At 61.9% G+C, this 20290-nt stretch carries 3 protein-coding genes; all 3 read right to left on the bottom strand.

Annotated features, from left to right (window positions below):
* Window positions 1-341: 341 nt before the first annotated feature.
* Entirely contained in the window at window positions 342-12059 is an 11718-nt protein-coding gene (locus E0486_RS12340) for an Ig-like domain-containing protein (protein ID WP_165917313.1), read from the bottom strand.
* A 407-nt stretch (window positions 12060-12466) separates the two neighbouring features.
* Window positions 12467-12829, bottom strand: coding sequence for a BlaI/MecI/CopY family transcriptional regulator (locus E0486_RS12335; protein ID WP_131852489.1), 363 nt, complete (start codon window positions 12827-12829; stop codon window positions 12467-12469).
* 166 nt (window positions 12830-12995) lie between these two features.
* A partial coding sequence (locus E0486_RS18910) for a hypothetical protein (protein WP_165917312.1) occupies window positions 12996-20290 on the bottom strand: 7295 nt, incomplete at its 5' end.

Below are 20290 nucleotides of genomic sequence, written 5' to 3'. Positions count from 1 at the left end.
AACAGATAAGGTTTTTGTTGCGCTTAAGAAAAAAGGCTTCTTAAGTGGCGTTTTGGTGTTTTGCTAGGTAGGCTGCGCAAGACGGCTTGCTGGTCGATCCGTAAAATTCTGAAACAATAATCGTCTGAAAACAAACCGCTTATCCTCTGCTCCTGGTCCCAACCGGACGGCCGGAGCGGAAAATTGCAGGCGAAAGTTAGGAGATTTTTAACGAAAACATCATTGGCCCCGATTAGGATTTCCTTGGAAAAGACCGGTCCGCGCCCCGCTCCTCCCCTTCCAGAACGGGAAAAGGCCCTCCCAAACGGGAAGGCCTTTTTTTTGAAAATGAGGGAATGTACTTAGAGCTTGATGATCTGTTTCTGCACGGAGGCCCCGGTGCGGGTATTCACCAGGCGCAGCACGTAGCTGCCCGGGGTGATGCCCGTCAGGTCAATCGTGAAGGTCGTGCCGGAGAAGGTCGCCGGGCGCGTGATCACCTGTCCCTGCTGGCTCAGCAGCTGCACGGTGAACGGACCGTTTTCGGTGCCCGAGTAGTTCACCGTGATGCGGTTCGTCGTAGGGTTGGGTCCTACCACTACCTGTGCCGCCATCCGTGCGTTGTCGTCACCGCCATTCGTTCCACCGGCCTGCGTTACCGGCGGGCAGAAGTTCACCGCGATGCGGAAGGCCACCAGTTTGCCGTTGCACGTGGCAGCATCACCCAGCGGCGTCACTTTCACGTAGGCATACTGTGTGCCCGGACCGCCATTCACCGTGGTGAAGGAAGGCAGGCTCGTGCCGGTGCCCGAAGCTGCCAGTCCGATGCCCGGGTTGTCGTTGGTCCAGCTGAAGTTCTGGGCCGTACCCGAGAAGGCTACCGGCGCCGTCACCATACCGTTGCAGTATACCTGGTTGCCGATCGTGTTGACCGTTGCCTGGGGCTTGATGCTGATCTGCGTGCTTGCTGCGCCACCGCAGGCACCTGCCGCGGCGGGCGCCGTGTAGGTGATGGTGTAGGTTCCCGGCTGCGACTGGCCCAGGTTGATCTGTCCGGTCGTGGCATTGATGGTCAGGCCGGCCGTTGAGGCGAAGGTGCCGCCGCGGGTACCGGAGATGACCGGGTTGACGGTGCCGCCCTGGCAGTAGGGCGAGCCGCTGTAAGCGATGGCGGCCACCGAGCGGTTCACCGTAATGGTGAAGGTGGTGGAGGCGCCCGAGCAGCCTTCCGCTACCGGCGTCACCGTGAGGGTTCCGCTGATGCTGTTGGATGCCGTGTTGTTCTGGGCCGTGAAGGGAGCGATACCCGTGCCTCCGCCAGCCGCGGCCAGGCCGATCGCGGTATTGGAGTTCGTCCACAGGAAGGTCGCATTGGCTACCGGCGACGTGAAGGCAACGGCGGTGGTCGGCGTACCGGCACAAACCGTTTGCGAGGCGATCGCGTTCACCGAAGGTGCCGGCTTCACGAAGATCCGGAACACCATCGGGCGCACCTTGCAACCCTGGGCTTCGATGATCGGGGTCACGGAAATGTCGGTGTAGACGTTCGAAGAACCAGCGTTCACCGCGGTAAAGGCGGGAAGTCCCGTACCGGTGCCGCTGTTGGCAGCCATGCCGATGGCGGTGCCGTTGGTAGCCGTCCAGGCATACTGCGTGCCGGCGGGGAAATTACCCGTGAAGGCAATCGGGCCCACGGTGCTGGTAGCGCAGACCGACTGGTTGTTGATCGGGTTGGCGATCAGCGAGCCGACGAATACCGTTGCCGACGTGTTGATTGTTGTGGTACAGGTACCGTCGCTCACCGAAGTGATCGCAAAGGTGCTGTTGGCCATCAGCGGAGCGGTGGTAAAGGTGGCGCTGCCGGAGCCGTCGAGGGTGACGGTCTGGGGGTTGGCGCCATTGGTGGTTACCGTTACCGTGCCGTTGGCCGGTCCGTTGCTGATGTTGAGCGTAGCGGCTACACCCGTTTCGCACTGCACGGGATTAGCAGCAGCGATTTGTGCCGACAGCGGCGTTCGTACCGTGATCGTTACCGAGGCCGCGCCCGATACGTTGGCGGCGCAGGGAGCCGAGCCGCCTTCCGAACGGAGGTAGTAGGTCGTGGTCGCCGCCGGGTTGACGGTGATCTGGGCGTTGGCCGAGGTCAGCGGGCCGCCGACGGTCTGCGTGAACGCAGCGTCTTTGTACCACTGCCAGTGGGCGCCGTCGCCCAGCGAGCCGCCGGTTTGTGTCAGGATCACGTTCGAACCCGCGCAGGTAGCGCTGCTTACCGAGGCATTCAGCGTGGCCGGCGCCGCGGAAGGCGTCAGCACATTCAGGGTGATCGTCGACGTATTGGTGCAGGCGTTGCCCGGCACCGAAGCGGTCACGGTGTAGGTATACGAACCGGCAGCCGTCGGGGTTACGCTGATGCTGTTGTTGGAAGCCGCAGCCGATTGGGCGGCAGTCGGAACACCGGCGGTGGCCGCAGCGCTCCAGGAATAATAGCCCATCGATGCGCCTTTGATCTGGATGTCATCCACACCCCAGTACCAGTTCCAGCCGGCATCGTAGCGGAAGCGTACGCGCACACCCGGCTTGTTGAGGGCAGCGGCAGGCAGGCTGAGGGCCGACGAAGTGATGGTGGGCGGGTTGGTGCCGCCACCGGTGGTACCGGAGCTGAAGGTGCCGTTCGTGAGTGCCGTCCAGGTGCTGCCGTCGGTCGAGTATTCCACAACCATGGTGCCACCCGAGCGGGCGAAATGCTTGAAGCTTACTTCCACAGCCGTGTAACCAACCGTGCTGAAGGAGTTCGATACAAGACGCGTTTGCGTGGTTGACCCGGAGCCAGCTTCATCCGAGTTGGCCAGGATGAAATTCGTGCCATCGATCGAAACGTTGGTCAGGTCGGTGTCGTACGAGTACGGCGCGGTCCGGACCTTCCAGGCGCTGATGTTGTTGGTCATCGTTCCGTTCACAACCGAGAAGTTGTACGGTCCGCTGCCATTGAAATTCTCGCTCAGCACCGCAACGTTGGGTGTTGTGTTGTTTTGCAGGGTGGCCGTGGCCGTCAGCGTCTGGCTGCTGCCCAGGCAGATCGTGGTGGCGCTCGAAGGCGTCACGGCAATCGACGACGGGAAGGCCAGCAGGTTCACCGTTGCGGCAGCCGATGTGCCCGTGCAACCGGTAGTGCCATCGGTCACTTTCACCGTATAGTTACCCGAAGCGACCGCATTGTAAGAAACCGAAGTGCCGTTGCTGGCTACGTTGGTTCCGTTGAGTTGCCACTGGTAGGTGGGCGAAGCAGCGGGCGTCGACGCGGTCAGTGTTTGCGACGTAGCGCAAACCGACGTCGGACCGGCGGGCGAAATGCTGGCAGTGGGCAGCGCATTCACCGTAACCGTTACGGTTTGCGAAGCCTGTGTTCCGCAGAAGTCGGTCACCGTAACCGTATAAACGGCGGTGGCAGTCGGCGCTACGCTCAATGTCTGCGTAGTGCCCAGTACCGTGTTGCCGGCATCTTTCCAGCTGTAGGTATAAGGCGCACCACCACCGGTGACGTTGGCTGTGATAGAAGCGCTGGCGCCGGCGCAGATCGCCGCAGGCGTGCTGGACGTAGCGATCAGGATCGGGGCACCAACCGCCACATTGACCGTGCCGGAGGCGGTACAGCCCGTGGTGGCATTGGTAGCGGTAGCCGTATAGGTAACCGTGCCGGCGGTGGACGGGGCGATGGCATTCACCACGGCGCCGCTGAGATTACCCGGTGTCCAGATCCAGTTGTAGTTGCCGGTGATGTCACCCGAAGCTTGTCCGAAGAAATTCATCTTGGGACGGGCACTGAACGTGCCGCTGCCGGTGTTGTTGCTGCAAATGGCCGCAGGCGTCTGGTTGTCCAGGCGGATGTAGGCAACCGATACGAACGACGTGTTGTCGTAGCGGACCGTGCTGCTGGTGCCGCCGCCGTTGTTATTGCTCCAGCACATTTGCACCACCAGGTTGCTGGTGCCGTCCCAGTTAAAGGGCGTACTGAAGTTGATCGTGTTGAGGCTGTTGGCCGTCGTTGTATACGAAGCCGCGCTGTACACCGTCGAAAGGCCGGTGACCATCGTGGTGGTCAGCGCCGTTTGCGAGGTGCTGCCGATGCTGAGGGCAAAACCATTGTAGGTGGTGCCACCCGCTACCATGTCGAGCTGAAGACCGGTGATGTTGCCGGCACGCAGACCGGCGGCCTGCAGTTCGGCGGCGGTAAAGAGCGACTGGTGCTTCTGGCCACCCCACAGGTGGTAGAACGGACTTTGCGAGCTCGCAGAAGTGAGGGTGCCCTCTCCTACCGTTACCGTTCCGGCCGCTACGGCTACCGAAGTGGCCGTCAGGGTGAGGCTGCCGTTGGGGCAAACCGAATTGGTGTTCGACGTTACACTGGTAACGGTCGGGTTGGCGTTCACCGTCACGTTGACCGTGCTGGTGGTGGCGCAACCGGCGCCCGCGTCGGTAGCAGTGATCGTGTAAGCAAAGGTGCCTGTTGCTGTGGGCGTAACCGTGGCGGTAATACCCGTCTGCGGCCCGGTGATACCGGAGCTCGTAGCCGGTGCTGCCGTCCAGGCGTACGTGTAGTTATTGACCGATCCCGAATGGATGGCCGACAGGTTGATCGATGCACCAAGGCAGATCGGACCATTGGCGGAAGCCGTCACCGCATCGGGCTGGTTCACCGTGATCGTCACGGGTGTGCGGTCGCTTTCGCAGCCGGTAGTCGTGTTTACTTCGGCCACATAAAGAGTCGTCGTCGAAGCAACGGTCGATGCATAGGTAGCCGAGGGGCTGTTCTGCAGCAGGTTTCCGCCACTGGCGGCATCGTACCATTTGAAGGTATGCGTAGCGAAGCCGCTGTTGTTGGAAGCGACCGATGCGGTGGGTACCTGCGTACCGCACTGCGTGCTGCCCGAAGCCGTCGGGGCCGAAGGCAGCGGGTTCACGTTCACGGTCACGCCTGCCGACAGGCCGCTGTAGCAACCGCTGGCATCACCCGCCTGAACGTAGTAGGTCGTGGTCGACGTGGGGTTCACCGTCAGCGCGCTGGAGGCGGCCGTTGTCGATTCGCCCGTGCTCCACAGGTAGTTCGTTACCGTGGGGCCACCGCCGATACGTACGTTGTCGATCATCCAGCCATAGTACGTGGTCGATCCGTCCGTCGTATAACGGAAGCGGATGCGGAACTGGCTGCTGAGCGCTGAAGACGGAATGTTGAGGGTCTCGGTCTTCCAGAGCGTGTTCGACGGAAGTGCCGACGAACTGCTGAAAGCGCTGATCCAGTCGGCGTAGCTCTTCGTGGAGAAGCTCACTACACCGTTCATCAGGGTAGCGCTGCCGGAGTAGCTAGTGGTCGGGAACGGCGTCCAGGTGGCACCTCCATCCGACGAGTAGTCTACGAAACCAAAGTCATAAGAAGTGCCGGGACCTTCCATCAGGGCCTGGTGCGAGAAGACCAGCTGGGCGCTGCTCATACCCGACATGTCGATGTTGGAAGAAGAGGCCATGGTGGCCGAAGCGTCGTTGGCCGTTACGGCAAAGCGCACGGAGGAAGTTCCTTCTGCAAAATAGAGGGTGCTGCGGGTAGCGGCGGCACCGCTACCGGCCACCGTAAAGTGGGTCAGCTCGCCGCCGTTGAAGCTGGATGCTTCAAATGCGTCGGCAAAGCCCGCCTGCTGCGGTGTGAGCACAACAGGTGCGCCGCTGCAGGAAGTTGTAACGGAAGCGGTAACCGAAGGAACGGGAGCCGGGGCCTTTACCGTTACCTGGAACGACGAGGTCGTAATGCAACCACCGTCAGTTGCCGTTACCGTGTAAGTATACGTACCGGCGGCCGTCGGCACTACCGAAGGAGTAGCACCCGGAACCGAACCGGTAATGCCCGAGCCGGTGGCAGGCGAAGCCGACCAGCTGTAGGTATAGGTATTCTCTGTGCCGGTTTGCGAAACGCTCAGGTTCGCACCGAGACCGAGGCAAATGCTGGCATTGCCGCTGGCCGTAACGGCATTCGGCTGCACGACCGTGATCGTCACGGGCGTACGCTCGCCTTCGCAACCGGTGCTGCTATTGAGTTCGGCCACATAGAAGGTCGTGGTGGCCGCTACGGTTGAGGTGAACGTAGCCGACGTGCTGCTCTGCAGCAGGGTGCCACCGGTAGCCGCGTCATACCATTTGAAGGAAGGCGTGGCGAGGCCGCTGGTGGAAGTAACCGCCGCGGTGGGCACCTGCGTACCGCACTGCGTGCTGCCGGTAGCCGTCGGGGCCGAAGGCAGCGGGTTCACCGTGATGGTGATCGAGCCGTTGGGGCCGGTGCAGCCATTCACGTTTGTTCCCGAAACCGTGTAGGTTGTTGTTGTCAGCGGGTTCACCGTGATCGAAGGCGTAGCAACGGTGCTGGTAGCGCCCGTGCTCCAGTTGTAGGAAGCAACGGCCGGACCGGCCACGATACGCACGTTGTCGATCAGCCAGCCGTAATAGTTCACGCTGCCGTCCGAAGTATAACGGAAGCGGATGCGGAACTGGCTGGTCAGCGCGGCAGCAGGGATGTTGATCGTCTCCGTCTTCCACAGCCCGTTGTTCGGCAGGGAGTCGGCGCTGGTAAATACGCTGATCCAATCCGCATAGCTCTTCGTCGAGAAGCTGACGTCGGTACCCACAAGGGTGCCGCTGCCCGCATAACTCGAAGCCGGGAAGGGAACCCAGGTGCTGCCGCCGTCGGAAGAATATTCCACGAAGCCCTTGTCGTAAGTCGTGGTCGGGCCTTCCATCGCTGCAATGTGCTGGAAGGTCAGTTGTGCGGCGTTGAAGAAGGTCAGGTCCATGTTGCTGGTGCCGCTCAGCGACGCGTTGGCGTTCGAGCCGCCCGTGAACAGCACGGACGAGGCACCCTGGGCATGGTAGGTCGTGTTTTGTGTAGCGGTACCTCCGGCAACGGTATAGCCGGTCAGCGGGAAGTTTTCCATGGTTTCCCGGAAGTCGGCTACGTTGGGGGTCAGCGTCACGGCACTGCCGGCGCAAACCGTGCTGGCCGAAGCCGTAATCTGCGGTGCGGCCGGCGAGGCAGCGATGGTCACGCTCACGGTGCTGAGCGCCGAGCAGGTGCCGTCGATGCCGGTAACGGTGTAGGTATAAACACCCGACAGCGTCGGATGGATCTGTACCGACTGGCCGGTGACCGAGCCGGTGATGCCCGAGCCGTTAGCCGGGGAGGCAGTCCAGGTGTACGTATAGTTCTGGTTCGAACCGGCTTGTGCGGCCGACAGCGTTACGGTCGTGCCCGGACAAACGTCTGTCACATCACGCGATGCGTTGATGAGGTCAGCGCTGGTAACGGTAACGGTTACGGGCGTGCGGTCGCTTTCGCAGCCGGTGGTCGGGTTCACCTCCGCAACGTAGAACGTAGTGGTGGAACCGATCGCGGTGCTGTACGTGGCCGACGTGCTGTTCTGCAGCAGGTTGCCGCCGCTGGCAGCATCGTACCATTTGAACGTATGCGTGGCAAAGCCGCTGTTGTTGGAAGTAACCGATGCAGTGGGTACTGCGGCGCCGCACTGCGAGCTGCCGGAGGCCGACGGGGCGTCGGGCAGCGGGTTCACGGTAACGGTAGCGCTGGCAGCGGACAGCGCGGTGGAGCAGCCGCCCATGTCGGCGAGCTCGAAGCCCATCACCTGGTAAGCGGTGGTGGCCGTCGGCGTCACGGTGAGGGTATTGCCGTTGCTGTAATCGGCAAAGCCGGAAGCTGCAAACAACACCGAACCGAGCGGAGCCGCGTAGGTAAAGGTCATGCGCGGACGGTTGCTGCTGGTGCCGTTGGTCGTGGCCGAACCACCGGTTTGCGCGTCAGTTGTAGCACCGATCAGCGTGGCTGTGTTGGTGATATTGTCGCCCATGATATCCATGGAAGCCGTAAAGCTCATTACGTCGCTCTTCACCGTAGTGGAAGAACCGCCCGTGTTGTTGTTGTTGAACACAACCGATACGACGATGTTCGACGTGCCGTCCCAATGGAAAGGCGTGCTGAAGTTATAGGTGTTCACACCCGTGGTCAGCGCCTGCGCGGCATTGCTGTACACCATGGTGAGACCACTGGTGATGGCCGCGTTGGACACAGCTGCCGTAGCCGACGTATTACCGAGGCTGATGCTGAAGTCTTTCATCGTGGCCGTGCCCACCGACGTGATGTCGAATGCCAGTGAGGCAAGGTTCGTGGCCGTAATGCCCTTCGCCTGCAGTTCGGAAGCGAGGATGATGTATTGCGATTTTGTGCCGCCGTAAAAATGATAGAACGGTGTAGCCGCACCCGAGCTGCTCGTGGTGGCACCGGCACCGAAGACAGCGGGGCGTCCGCTGCTGAACGACGTGCTGGCCGTCAGGGTCGAGGAAGCACCGAGGCAGATCGTGGATGGGTTGGCGGCAACCGATACCGCGTAACCCAGCAGCGGGTTGTCGAAATAAGTGCTGCCGGTTTGCGTCACCACGAGCCCGTTTGCATCCGTAGCCGTAACGCTCCAGGAAACGATGCCGTTGGAAGGCGTAACGGAAGGAATCGTGCCCGTCCAGTTATTGCCACCGGCGTTGGTCATCGCTACTGTTTGCGCCGTGCCGCCATTCACCGCGTAGGTGATCACCACTGAAGTGATGGCTCCTGCGGCGGGCGTAACGGTTACCGAGACATTGCGCGGAACCGATCCGGCACAACGATCGCCGCCGCCCATGACGGCAACGGGAACGCTTACCACCGGCGGTGCCGTAATGCCCATCAGGTAGAACCCGGCGAGGCTGCTGCCCGGGATAGCCGGGGCGACCGTCGTGATCGAGTTGGCCGTCTGAACCGTTTGACCGCCACCTGCCAGGTTGTATACACCCGACTGCGTGCTGCTCGAAGCAATACCGGTGTTGGCGCCGCGCGTATCGTTCAGGCGCACGAAGGTACCGGTCAGGTTGGAGGCGCCGTTCAGCACCTGCACCTGCCAGTAGCGGCTCGTGCTCAGCGAGGTAAAGGTGTTACCCGCCGTGCCGCCGGCATTGCCGTCGAACACTTCGGCCTGGATGGTCACCGCGCCCGAAGCGGAGGTCTGCGGACCAACGATATCGAGGTTGTTGTAGCCCGACTTGCCCACGGGGAACACATAAGAAGTCGACGTGTTTGTCTGGCTCGCGGCGATGGTGCGGGCGAAGGGCCCTTTCACCATGGCGGTGGCACTCGGCGTACCCGAAAGCGTGCCGCCGGCCGTCGCCGTACCCAGCGTCAGCAGGTTGCTGCTGGTAGTATTCACAATGCCGCTGGTGAGCGTCAGCGTTCCGCTTACGGATAGCGGCACGTTGAGCGTAACGCCGCCGGCATTGCTGTTGTTGAAGGTCAGCGAAGCAACGGAGGCCGTCGTGGTCGTAGCGTTGTTACGGAAGGTTCCCGTGCCGCCGATCGATTGGGCGTTGGTACCCGCCACCGGCGAGCCGCCGCTGTGCGACACGAAGCTGAGCGTGCCGGTAACGGTGAGCATGCCGTTGTTGACGATGTTTCCACCTACACCCAGTGTGCTGGAAGCACTCAGCTCACCTGAAGTAACCGTAAGGTCGTTGCGCACATAGGTAGTCGTTGTAGTGCTCACCGAACGGTTGGTACCGCCGGCAAGTGCATCGATCACCAGGTTGCCGAACACGAAAGCAGTACCCGGCGTGATGCGGAAGCCGGCTACGTTGCCGCCCGCATCGGTCGAAGCGCCGTCGCCCACCTTGAACGTGTGGCTGTTGGCCGCGTATACCGTGCCCGTTCCCGAATAAAGGAAGGCAGCAGTGGCCGAGGTATTGGCGTTCGGATCCACGATGGTGATCGATCCGCCCGAGATGGTAATGTTGGTAGCGTTGTTGAGGAACTGCAGACCTGCACCGGCCGTGTAGCTGTTGGCAACTACCCCACCCGCGTTCTGGTCCACGCTGATCGAACCACCGCTTTGTGTAAAGGTGGCACCCGATGCGTTGATCAGGTATCCATATATATTCAGGTTACCGGAAGCGATCGTGAGCGTACCGTTGTTCTGGTAGCCGGCATACCGCGTCGCGGCGGCAAGCGTGCCGATGTTGACCGAACCTCCGTTGATATTGAGCTGACCGCCCGCGAGGGTGGTCACTACGGCACCGGAAGCAGCGGGTGCGCTGAGTGTCAGTGAAGAACCGGTTACGTTCACGATGGCCGTGTTGTTGATCAGCATCGAGGCGACTGCAGCAGCCGTTCCGTTTACGGTAACGGTATGGCCGGCCATGATCTGCACCGCATTGGTCGACGTGGGAACGGTGCCCGTATTCCAGGTACTTCCGTCTTCCCAGTTACCGCTTTGAACCGTGTAGATCGCGATATCATTGGCATTGATTCCATAGTAATGTGCATTGCCCGTCAGCGACGCCAGGGCGAAGCCGGTGCGTGCGGCAATGGGTGCCGGGATGGTTCCCGTAGCCGCCTGGTGGTTGCCCAGTGCCGAAGCGGACTGTACGATGCGCGGGGCCGAACCCGGCACGGCGGCCAGCGGCATCAGGCCCTCACCGGCAAGACCGATCGTAAACGTGGCGGAGCCGGCGCTCAGGCCATCGCCGCTCCCAAACGACCAGGACGTGTTGGAACGGTTATCGATAACATACGCACCGTCGGTAATGCTCGCCGGCGAAAGACCAGCTACTTCGGTGAAGCTCGCACTCATGGAGCCGGCGGCACCGAGCGTGGCCGAGCGGAACAGGTACACATGGCGTGCCTGCCCGAGGCTGTTCACAAACGGGAACGTGGGCGTGCTTGTCGAATACGAAGCGCCCAGCGTGGTGGTAGTCAGGAAGCGTTTGAACGTGCCGTTGTTGAAGCCGCCGGCAGCGTACGAAAGGGTGCCGACCGAGCTGGGCGATGTGCCCAGCACAAAGGTCTGGCCGCCCAGGTTGACCATGCCGCTCGTAAACGTCAGCGTACCCGACACGTGACCGGTCAGAGCACCCAGCGCCAGCGAGCCCGCGGCGAAATTGATCCCGTTGGGATTGTTGAAGGTAAGGTTGTTGAAAGCGGCGGTTGCGCCGGTAGTCAGGTTGCGGTAAACACCGGTTCCCGAAATCGACGAAGCCCCGGAGGGGGTATAGCCACTAAGGCTGGTCAGGCCGCCGATCGACACAGTGGGCGAGGTAGCGCTGCGCCCGGTGGTGAACGTACCGTTGTTGACGATGGAGCCGATCATCAGCTCGTTGCCCGAAGAGGCGCTGGCGAGTTGTACGATGCGGAATTCGGAACCACTATTAATGGTGAGCGTTCCTTTAATATAAGTGCCCCACGAAGAGGAGCTGCCGTACGAAGGTGCGCCCCAGCGACCGGTGGCGCTTCCGCCATTGACCGTCAGGTTCTGAATGGGCGCGCGGCTGGAAGCGAAGTTTTCCACGACGAAGCCGTCCGTATTGCCGGGCGTCGTGCTGACACCGTCACCCAGTATAAACGTGTGGGTGCCGGAGAAATAGTTGTTGCTCGCGGCGAGCCCGATGCTGACCGCGCGGGCGGAGCCCTGGGCGGTCGTATTGATCGGCGGGTCAACGATGGTGATACTGCCCGCGGTGCAGTTAGGCGTACCGCCCGAAATGGCGAACAGGTGCGTCGACACAGGCACAGAGCTGGCGGCGGTATTGTTGTCGTTGCCGTCCAGTACGATCGAGCCGCCTGATTGGTTCAGCGCGCCCGAGCTCATCGCAAAATTGCCGTTTACCAGGATGGATCCCGACGACAGGTTGAGCGTACCGCCGCTAATGGCGAGGGTGCTGTTGTTGCCGGTAGCGTGGCTGACGGTAAGCGTATTGCTGCTGACGGTCAGACTGCCGCTCGAAATGGTCAGCTGGCGCACCGACGCGCTGGCATCCAGCACCATAGCGGTACTGTTGGAGATGGTGAAATTGTCGGCGCTCGACACGCTTGCGGGCGCGGTGCCGCTACCGTCGGCGTTCGTGCCCCAGCTCGCCGGGTCGCTGAAGCTGGTGGCCGATCCTTTGGAAAAATAGTTGGTCTGCGCCTGCACGGCACCGGCTACAAGCAGGGTGGCGAACAGGCCGAGCAAACGACGCCCAAAGCGGGCTTTTGGAGAGGAAGTACGGCCGCCGGAAATAGGCGGCTTCTGGGCACAGGGGATTGTGCCAGGCAAAGCAATGCGCTGTCTCATAAAGCAGATAAGGTTTTTGTTAGGGCTTTCAGGTCCTTGTGGTGCGCGACAACAGGTTAGACGACTGGCGTTTGGGACAGGTTAGTGCGGACAGATGCTTTGAATAGGTTAGTGCGGACAGGCGTTTAGGACAGGTTAGTTTGGGATGTTCTGTCGGAACCGTATAATAGAAGGGCGGGAAAAAAATCCGCATCGCCCGTTGGGGAGATGCGGATGGAAGGTATAGTATTTCTACTAGATTAAAGAAAAATTAATTTTTTTCTACCCGCCGACGCCGGCAGGACGGCCACAGGCAGGGTGCGGAATCATGGCTTTTGCTTTTTGATCAGGTCCAGGATTTCGGCAAGCTCCCGCTCACCCAGGTTTTGCTCTTTGGCGAAGAAGGCCAACATCCGTGGGTAGGAATTGCCGAAGTACTGGCTCACAATGTCCTTCAGCGCATGACGCTGGTAGTCGTCGCGCGGGATGAGAGGAAAATACTGGTGCATATTGCCCACCGATTCACGCCCCAGGAAGCCTTTCTCTTCCAGGATCCGCACCGTGGTCGCCACACTGTTGTAATGTAGCTTCGGGTCGGGCAGCAACGGGATCACGTCGCGGATAAAGGCTTTCCCGAGGTCCCAGAATACCAGCATGATCTGTTCTTCTCTTTTGGCCAGCTTGATCATCAACGAATATTTTCATTAAATATACTCCTAATGAATTAGGAGGTTACCTGATCTATCAGGGATTGTTCGGGAAACGGGTTTTTCCAGCCCCTCCTTGAATGAGCGGCAAGGGGCAAAAAAAGGGCTCCCGTTCGGGAGCCCTTTGTATCACATACAGGAACATTCGTTAGCGATCGACCAGCACTTTGTTGTTGTACTGATTCCCGTCGAACTGCGTCACCAGGTGGTAGATGCCACCGGCGAGGAAGGACGGCAGGTCGACGGACAGCGCCGTCGTGCCGGCGGGCAGCTCGCGCTCCTGGCGGAACACGACGCGGCCGTTGCCATCGGTGAGGTACAGGCTGGCTTTGGTAGCCGCGGCCGTACGCACCTGCAGGCGCAGCTGGCTCTTCACCGGGTTGCTGAGCAGGGTCACACCCGGGTCGATGCCCTGGCTGCCGAGGTTGAGGGTCACTACGGGGCTGTAGGTAAACGAGCCGTTGATGTCGAGCTGCTTGAGGCGGTAGTACACGCGGCCGGCAGGCAGGCTGCCCAGGTTGTCGGTGTAGCTGTACAGCTGCTCGGAGCTCAGGTTGCGGCCATTTACAAAGCCTACCTGGGTAAAGCTGCGTCCGTCGAGGCTGCGCTCTACGCCATAGCCGCGGAAGTTCGACTCGTTCACGCTCTTCCAGTTCAGCACCGCGTTGCTGCCCCGCTTTTCACCGGTAAAGGTGATGAGGTGCACCGGCAGGTTCTGCTCGAAGCCGATGGTGTAGGTAGCAAACGTACCCGTAGCACCCGCTGCGTCTTTCCAGGCGTAGTTGAACGAAACGCTGCCGGCTCCGTTGCGCACCAGCACTTTGAGCTGGCTCAGGTCGTAGGCAGGAATCTCCCACAGGCCCGTCGCGTTGTTGTAAAGCGAGCAGGCGCCGTTGCCGATGTCACCGGCCTGGCAACCGCCCGGCTGGAGCTGGATGCCGGCGTATTGAACCACCATGGCGTCCACGAAGGTCTGGCCGTAGCGCAGGCCGCTGTACGAAGCCGGGTCGATGAGCACCGATACGTTGGGCGTACCGGTGGTGAGCGTGAGGGCGGAACCGTTGTTGCCATCGGCGTCGAGGCCGGTGAGCGCACCTGGAGTGCTGCCGCTGGAGGCGGCGCCGCTCAGGTTGATGCGGGCGGCATAGCTCTGGGCCGGGTTGGCCGTGTTGGCGATCGTTGTGTGCTCGATGTTCGGGTTCGTGTTCGGGCCGAGGCTATAGATCTTGTCGTCGGCCGTTGCGTAGCGCTCGATGGTGAAGTTGATGTTCGTCACGTTGGCGGCAACGAGGGTCAGCGGCGTACTACCGTTGACCGATCCGTCGGAGCCCGTGCCGGTGCCTTCGCCCATGATCACCCAACCCGCGGGCACCGCGGCGGTGCTGCTGCTGGAGGCGGTGCTGAGCACCAGGCTGTAGCTGCCGGGCGTCAGGTCGTCGATCGACCAGCTGCCATCGGCCAGCACTTGGGCGGAGGCCACTACGCTACCAGCGCTAACGGCGTTTACATAGAGCATGTTGCCGGCGCTGGTACCGGTGCCGTTGAGCAGCGCGTCGGTAAGGCCATTGTAGTCGTCGTATACGTTACCGCTCACCAGGAGTGCCGTGAAGGGCTGGCGGGCGATGCCGGTATGGTTGCTTTCCACGGACGCGTTGTCGATCGTGCGGTAGGAAATGTCCACCGTCACGGCGCCGTCTACCGGGTCTACCTGGAGGGCAGCCGTGGGGTTACCGGCCGTGTTCGTGGCCAGGTACACACCGCCGGCCGGGAAGGTGGCAGCTGTGTAGGTCACCGCGCCGTAGGTGCCGTCTACCGTCGTTGCCGCGGAGGCAAAGGCGATCGACGTGGCATTGGTCGGGAACGAAGTAACGTGCAGGAAGCTGATCACGCCGCCATTGCCTGCATCGGCATCCGTACCGGCAAAGGTCGTGGCCGGAACTGTGACGAGCGTGGAACCGCCCGGGTTGAGCTGGCCCGTGGCCGTGATGAGCGTATTGGTTACCGGGCGGGCATCGATACCGAAGTCGACGGTCAGCGGAGCCGTTACGGCGGCGCTCAACGTGTAGCGGCCGTTGGGCAGACCATCGGGGGCGCTGCCCGGACCTTCACCCGTATTTACCCACTCCGTTGCGTTGGGCAGGCCCTGCGTTGTAGCCGCGGGCGATGCCGCCAGGATCACACGGTAGGTGGCATCGTCGTTGCGCAGGCCGTCGGCGGTGCCGAAGGAGAAAGCGCCGCCCGTCACCGCCTTGCTGCTGATGACCGTGTTGGTGCCGTCTACCAGGTTCACATAAAGCGGACCGCCGGCGTTGGAAATAAGTGTACCGTTCACGATGCCGTCGTTGTTGCCGTTGACGTCGTTGTATACGCTACCGCTGATCGTGAGGTCGCCCACCGGGATCTGTCCGAGGCCGATGTTGGCGCTTTCCACGCCGGCCTGGTCGATGGAGCGGAACTGTATTTCTACGGTCACTGTTCCGTTGATGGGATCGATAAAGAAGGAGTCGAGCGTTGAGCCGCTGGCGTTGGTGGCTACGTAGATACCGCCGGCCGGGAAGGTGGCAGCCGTATACGTAGTGAAGGCCAGGGCGCCATTAGGTGTTTCGGAAGCTGTCACCTTGATCGCATCGACATTAGTCGGAAGCGTCAGTACGTGCAGGCGTTTCACCTGGCCACCAGCTACGTCCACCGGGTCGGAGGCGAGCGGGAGGTTGTTGGCGATGCCGATGAAAAGCGCGCCACCGGGGTTCACCTTCGGTGTAGCCACCGTGAGGGGAACGGCCACCGGGCGGGCGTCGACACCGAAGTCTACCGTCGTATTAACCGTTACCACGCCACCGAGGGCGTAGCCGCCGTTACCCAGGCCGTCGCCCGTGGTACCGCTGAGGCCTTCGGCCAGGTTTACCCAGGCAGCAGAAGGCAGGGAAGGCGTAGCGAGCGTAGCGGTCTTGGTCAGCACGAGCTTGTAGGTCGACACGTCTGTGCGCAGGCCGTTGCCGGTACCGAAGGCGAAGGTGCCGTTGGTCAGTTGCTGGCTGGCGATTACCGTGTTGGTGGCCGTGTCTACCAGGTTGACAAAGAGCTGGCCGCCGGCCGTAGAAATACGGGTACCGTCGATGAGGCCGCCGTCTACGTCGTCGTACACGTTACCGGTCAGCAGCAGGTCGCTGAGGGGCTGGCGGGCGATGCCCGTCGTGCTGCTTTCCTGGTTGGCGTTGTCGATGGCGCGGAAGCTGATGTCCACGTTCACCGCACCGTCTACCGGGTCTACCGTGATGCCACTTACGGGGTTGCCGCTGCCGTTGGTGGCTACATAGACGCCGCCGGCGGGGAAGTTGCCCGAGTTGTAGCTGAGTGCGCTGGTAGCGCCGCCCAGTGTCGTAGCCGCCGCCGCGAAATTGATCGTCGTCGCATTCGTGGGGAAGGCCGTGATGTGAATATAGGTCACGAGGCCGCCACTGATATCGGTAGCGTCATTGGCTGCAAAAGTGGTCGCCGGGATCGTCACCGTATTGGTGGCGCCGGGGTTCACCTGCGTGGGGGCCGTGGTCAGGATCGCCGGCACGGGGCGGGCGTCGATACCGAAGTCCACGGTGCGCGAAGCGCTGATCGTACCCACCTGGTAGCGGCCGTTGGGGAAGCCGTCACCGGCGGTAGCCGTCAGGCCTTCACCCGTATTCACCCAGGCCGAAGCGTTGGGCAGTACCGGCGCCAGGGCCGCAGGGCTGTTGGCGAGCACGATCTGGTAGGTGGTCACCGTAGATTCCAGTCCATCGGCCGTGCCGAAGGAGTAGGTACCGTCGGTCAGCAGCTTGCTGGCCACAACGGTGCCGGTCTGGGCATTCACGAGGTTCACATAGAGTTGACCGCCGGCGTTGGAGATCGGCGTGCCGTCGATGAGCGCGTCGGTGCTGCCGTCGGCGTCATTGTATACCGTACCCGAAATCAGCAGGTCGCTGAAGGGCTGGCTGGCCGTGGCGGGCGTCGTGCTTTCCACACCGGAGTTGTCCACCACCTGGTAGGTAATGCCCACGGTGACGGCACCGTTCTGGGGATCCACCTGCACCGCATTGGCGTCGAGCAGGTTGCCGTTTGCCGCCGTAGCGATGTAGAGGCCGCCGGCAGGGAAGTCAGCCGAGGTATAGGTCGTTGTCGATACCGCGCCGCCGGGCGTGGCGGCACCGGTTACGGTGATCGAGGTGGCGTTTGTGGGGAAGGCCGTGAGGTGCACATAGCTGATGGCACCACCTGCAAGATCACCGGCATCGGAGCCGCTGAAGGTGCCGGCCGGAACCACCACGCTGTTCGAACCACCGGGGTTCACCTGGGTCACAGCGCTGTTGCTGCTGGCGGTCGGCCGCGCGTCGATGGCGAAGTCGATTACCTGGCTGGTCGCTACGTTGCCACCGAATGCATAGGCACCGTTCGCGTTGCCATCACCGGTACTGCCGGTAATGCCTTCGGCGAGGTACACCCACGCTGTGGAGGGCAGCGAAGCAACCGTGGCCGTGGCGCTCTTGGCGAGGATCAGCTGGTAGCTGCCCACATTCCCCTGGAGGCCGTTGGCGGTGCTGAAGCTGAAGGTGCCGTCGGTCAATTGCTTGCTTGCGATCACCGTATTGGTAGCGGTATCAACGAGGTTCACAAAGAGCGGTCCGCCGGCGTTGAAGATCGGCGTGCCGTTGATGGTGCCGCCATTCACATCGTCGTAAACCGTACCCGTCAGGAACAGGTCGCTGAGCGGCTGCGTCAGGGTGGCGATCGCCAGACTTTGCTGGCCGGCATTATCCACCACCTTGAACTGGATGCCGATGCTGTTGCTGCCGTTCACCGGGTCTGTCTGGAACGCGTTGGCGTTCGACAGGTTGCCGTTGTCTTCGGTAGCGAAGTAGATACCGCCCGCGGGGAAGTCGGTTGAGTTATAGGTCGTCGTCGTCACTGCGCCACCGGGGGTCAGCGCGCCCGTCACTGTGATCGAGGTCACATTGGTCGGGAAGGTCATGAGGCGCACGTACTGGATCTCGCCGCCGTTGGCCGCATCGGGGTCGGTGCCGCTGAAGGACGTGGCAGGGATCGTGATCGTATTGGTGCCGCCGGGATTCACCTGCGTGGGCGCCGTGGCGTTGTTGGCGATCGGGCGTGCGTCGATGCCGAAGTTGGCACCGGCAAGACCGTCCGATCCGATGGTTACGGTGAGGAGGCCGTTGGGGGTTCCGTCGCCCGAGGGCTGTGTTGCCGAAACGCCTTCACCCGTATGGTTCCAGCCGGCGGGCAGTGCTGCGCTGTTGCCTGCGGCCGAAGTCGTAAGTGTCAGCGTATAGGTGCCGGTGGTGAGTCCTGCAAGCACATAGGTACCGTCGGCGGCTACTTGTGCCGAAGCTGCCACCGTTGTGCCGCTCACTGCATTCACATAAAGCTGGTTGGTCAGGTTTGTACCAACCCCGTTGATAAGTCCATCGAGGAGGGCGTTGAAGTCGTTGTACACCGTACCGTTGATGGCACCGAGGGTAAACGGAACCGTGGTAACGGCACCGTTGCTTTCGTAGCCGGCGGTATCGATGATGGTATAGTTGAATTGTGCGTTCAGCGCATTGTCTACGGGATCGATCTGCAGGGCGTCTACCGGCAACAGGTAGCCGGGAAGGCTGGTGGGCAGGTAAATGCCGCCGGCAGGGAACGACGTATAGGTAGCGAAGGCGAACGGTCCATTGACCGAGGTGCTGCTGTAGGCGTATACCGACGTTACGTTCGAGGGGAAAGACGTCAGGTGCACGAAGCTGATCTCACCCGTGTTGTTTACTTCCGGATCGGTGCCCGGGAAGGAAGCCGAAGGAATGGTCACGAGCGTGTTGCCGCTGGGGTTGGCCAGGGCGGTGCTGGTGCTGCTGGTCGCTACCGGCAGTGCGTTGACGCCGAAGTTCACCGTGCTGTTACCGGCGAGCGCGCCGGTGCTGGCCTGGCCGTTGTGGTCGCCGTCGCCGGCGGCCGTCGTGCCTTCCGCCGTATTCACCCAACCCGAGGGCAGGGCAGCGGCCGGAGCGGGCTGGCCGATGGTTCCAGCCGTAGTGCTGAGCACCACCGTGTAGGTAGTACCGGTCTGCACACCGTTGGCCGACGAGAAGCTGTAGGTACCGTTGCCGGCAACCGCCTGCGTCGCTACCACGTTGCCGCCGCTCACGAGGCTCACATAGAGTTGCGTGCTGCTGAGGCTGCCAACCGGCGTACCGTTGATGATGCCGTCTTTGGTGCCGTTTACATCGTCGTAAATGGTACCGCTGATCGCAATGTCGGTGAGGGGCTGGCGGGCGATGCCGCTCGTCAGGCTTTCCTTGCCCGAGTTGTCGATGGCGGTGAACGTGAAGTCGACGTTCACGGCGCCGTTCACGGGATCAACCGTGATGGCTTGCGTGGGGTTGCCCGACGCGTTGGTAGCCAGGTACACGCCGCCGGCCGGGAAGGCCGTGAAGCCGGTACCATAGGTTACCGTACTGACCGGGCCGCCAGGCGTCGTGCTGCCGCTGAGGGTCACCGAGGTAGCATTGGCCGGCAGGGCCGTGATGCGGATGTAGCTGACGGCACCGCCGCCCAGGTCGGTCGCATCGGAAGCCACAAAGGTTGCGGCCGGGATGGTCACCGTATTGGTGCCACCGGGGTTCACCTGCGGCGTGGCGATCGTCAGTGCGGCAGGCACCGGCAGCGCCTCGATGGCGAAGTCGATGGTCCGGCTCGTGCCGACGTTGCCGCCGAAGTCGAAGGTGCCGTTGGCCAGGGCGTCGCCGCTCGTGCCGCTGCTGCCTTCTGCCATGTATACCCAGGCGGTGGAGGGCAGTGTGGACGCGGTTGCCGAAGCGCTGCTGGTCAGCACAAGGCGGTAGGTACCGATGTCGTTGCGAAGACCGTCGGCAGTGCCAAAGCTGAACGTGCCGTCGGTAAGGGCCTGGCTGGCCACTACGGTGTTCGTCGCCGTGTTGACGAGGTTCACGTACAGCTGGCCTCCGGCGTTGGAGATCGGCGTGCCGTCGATCGTACCAGCGGTCACGTCGTCGTAAACCGTACCGGCAATGGTCAGGTCGGTCAGCGGCTGGCGGGCAATGCCCGAAGCCGCGCTTTCCCGGTTGGCGTTGTCGACCACTTTGTAGGTGAAGTCAACGTTCACCGCGCCGTTGGCCGGATCGACCACGATAGCCGAAGACGGGTTGCCCGCAGCGTTGGTAGCGATGTACACCCCTCCTACCGGGAAGTTGGCGGTGGTATAGGTTGCGTTGGCGGTTGCGCCACCCGGTGTAGTCGCTGCGGCGGCGAAGGTCACCGTCGTGGCGTTGGCCGGGAACGAAAGGATGTGGATGTAGTTGATGCGACCGCCGCTCAGGTCGGAGGCGTCGGTACCGCTGAAGGTCGTGGCAGGAATGGTCACCGTAGCGGTGCCGCCGGGGTTCACCTGCG

The organism is Flaviaesturariibacter aridisoli (assembly GCF_004343705.1).
In the GTDB taxonomy this organism is placed as follows: Bacteria; Bacteroidota; Bacteroidia; order Chitinophagales; family Chitinophagaceae; genus Flavisolibacter; species Flavisolibacter aridisoli.
The sequence above is the reverse complement of the archived record's forward strand: the minus strand, read 5'-3'. Positions and strand labels throughout refer to the sequence as shown.

Coding starts and splice junctions, on each gene's coding strand:
- E0486_RS12335 (WP_131852489.1), bottom strand. CDS start 12,829: ATGATCAAGCTGGCCAAAAGAGAAGAACAGATCATGCTGGTATTCTGG.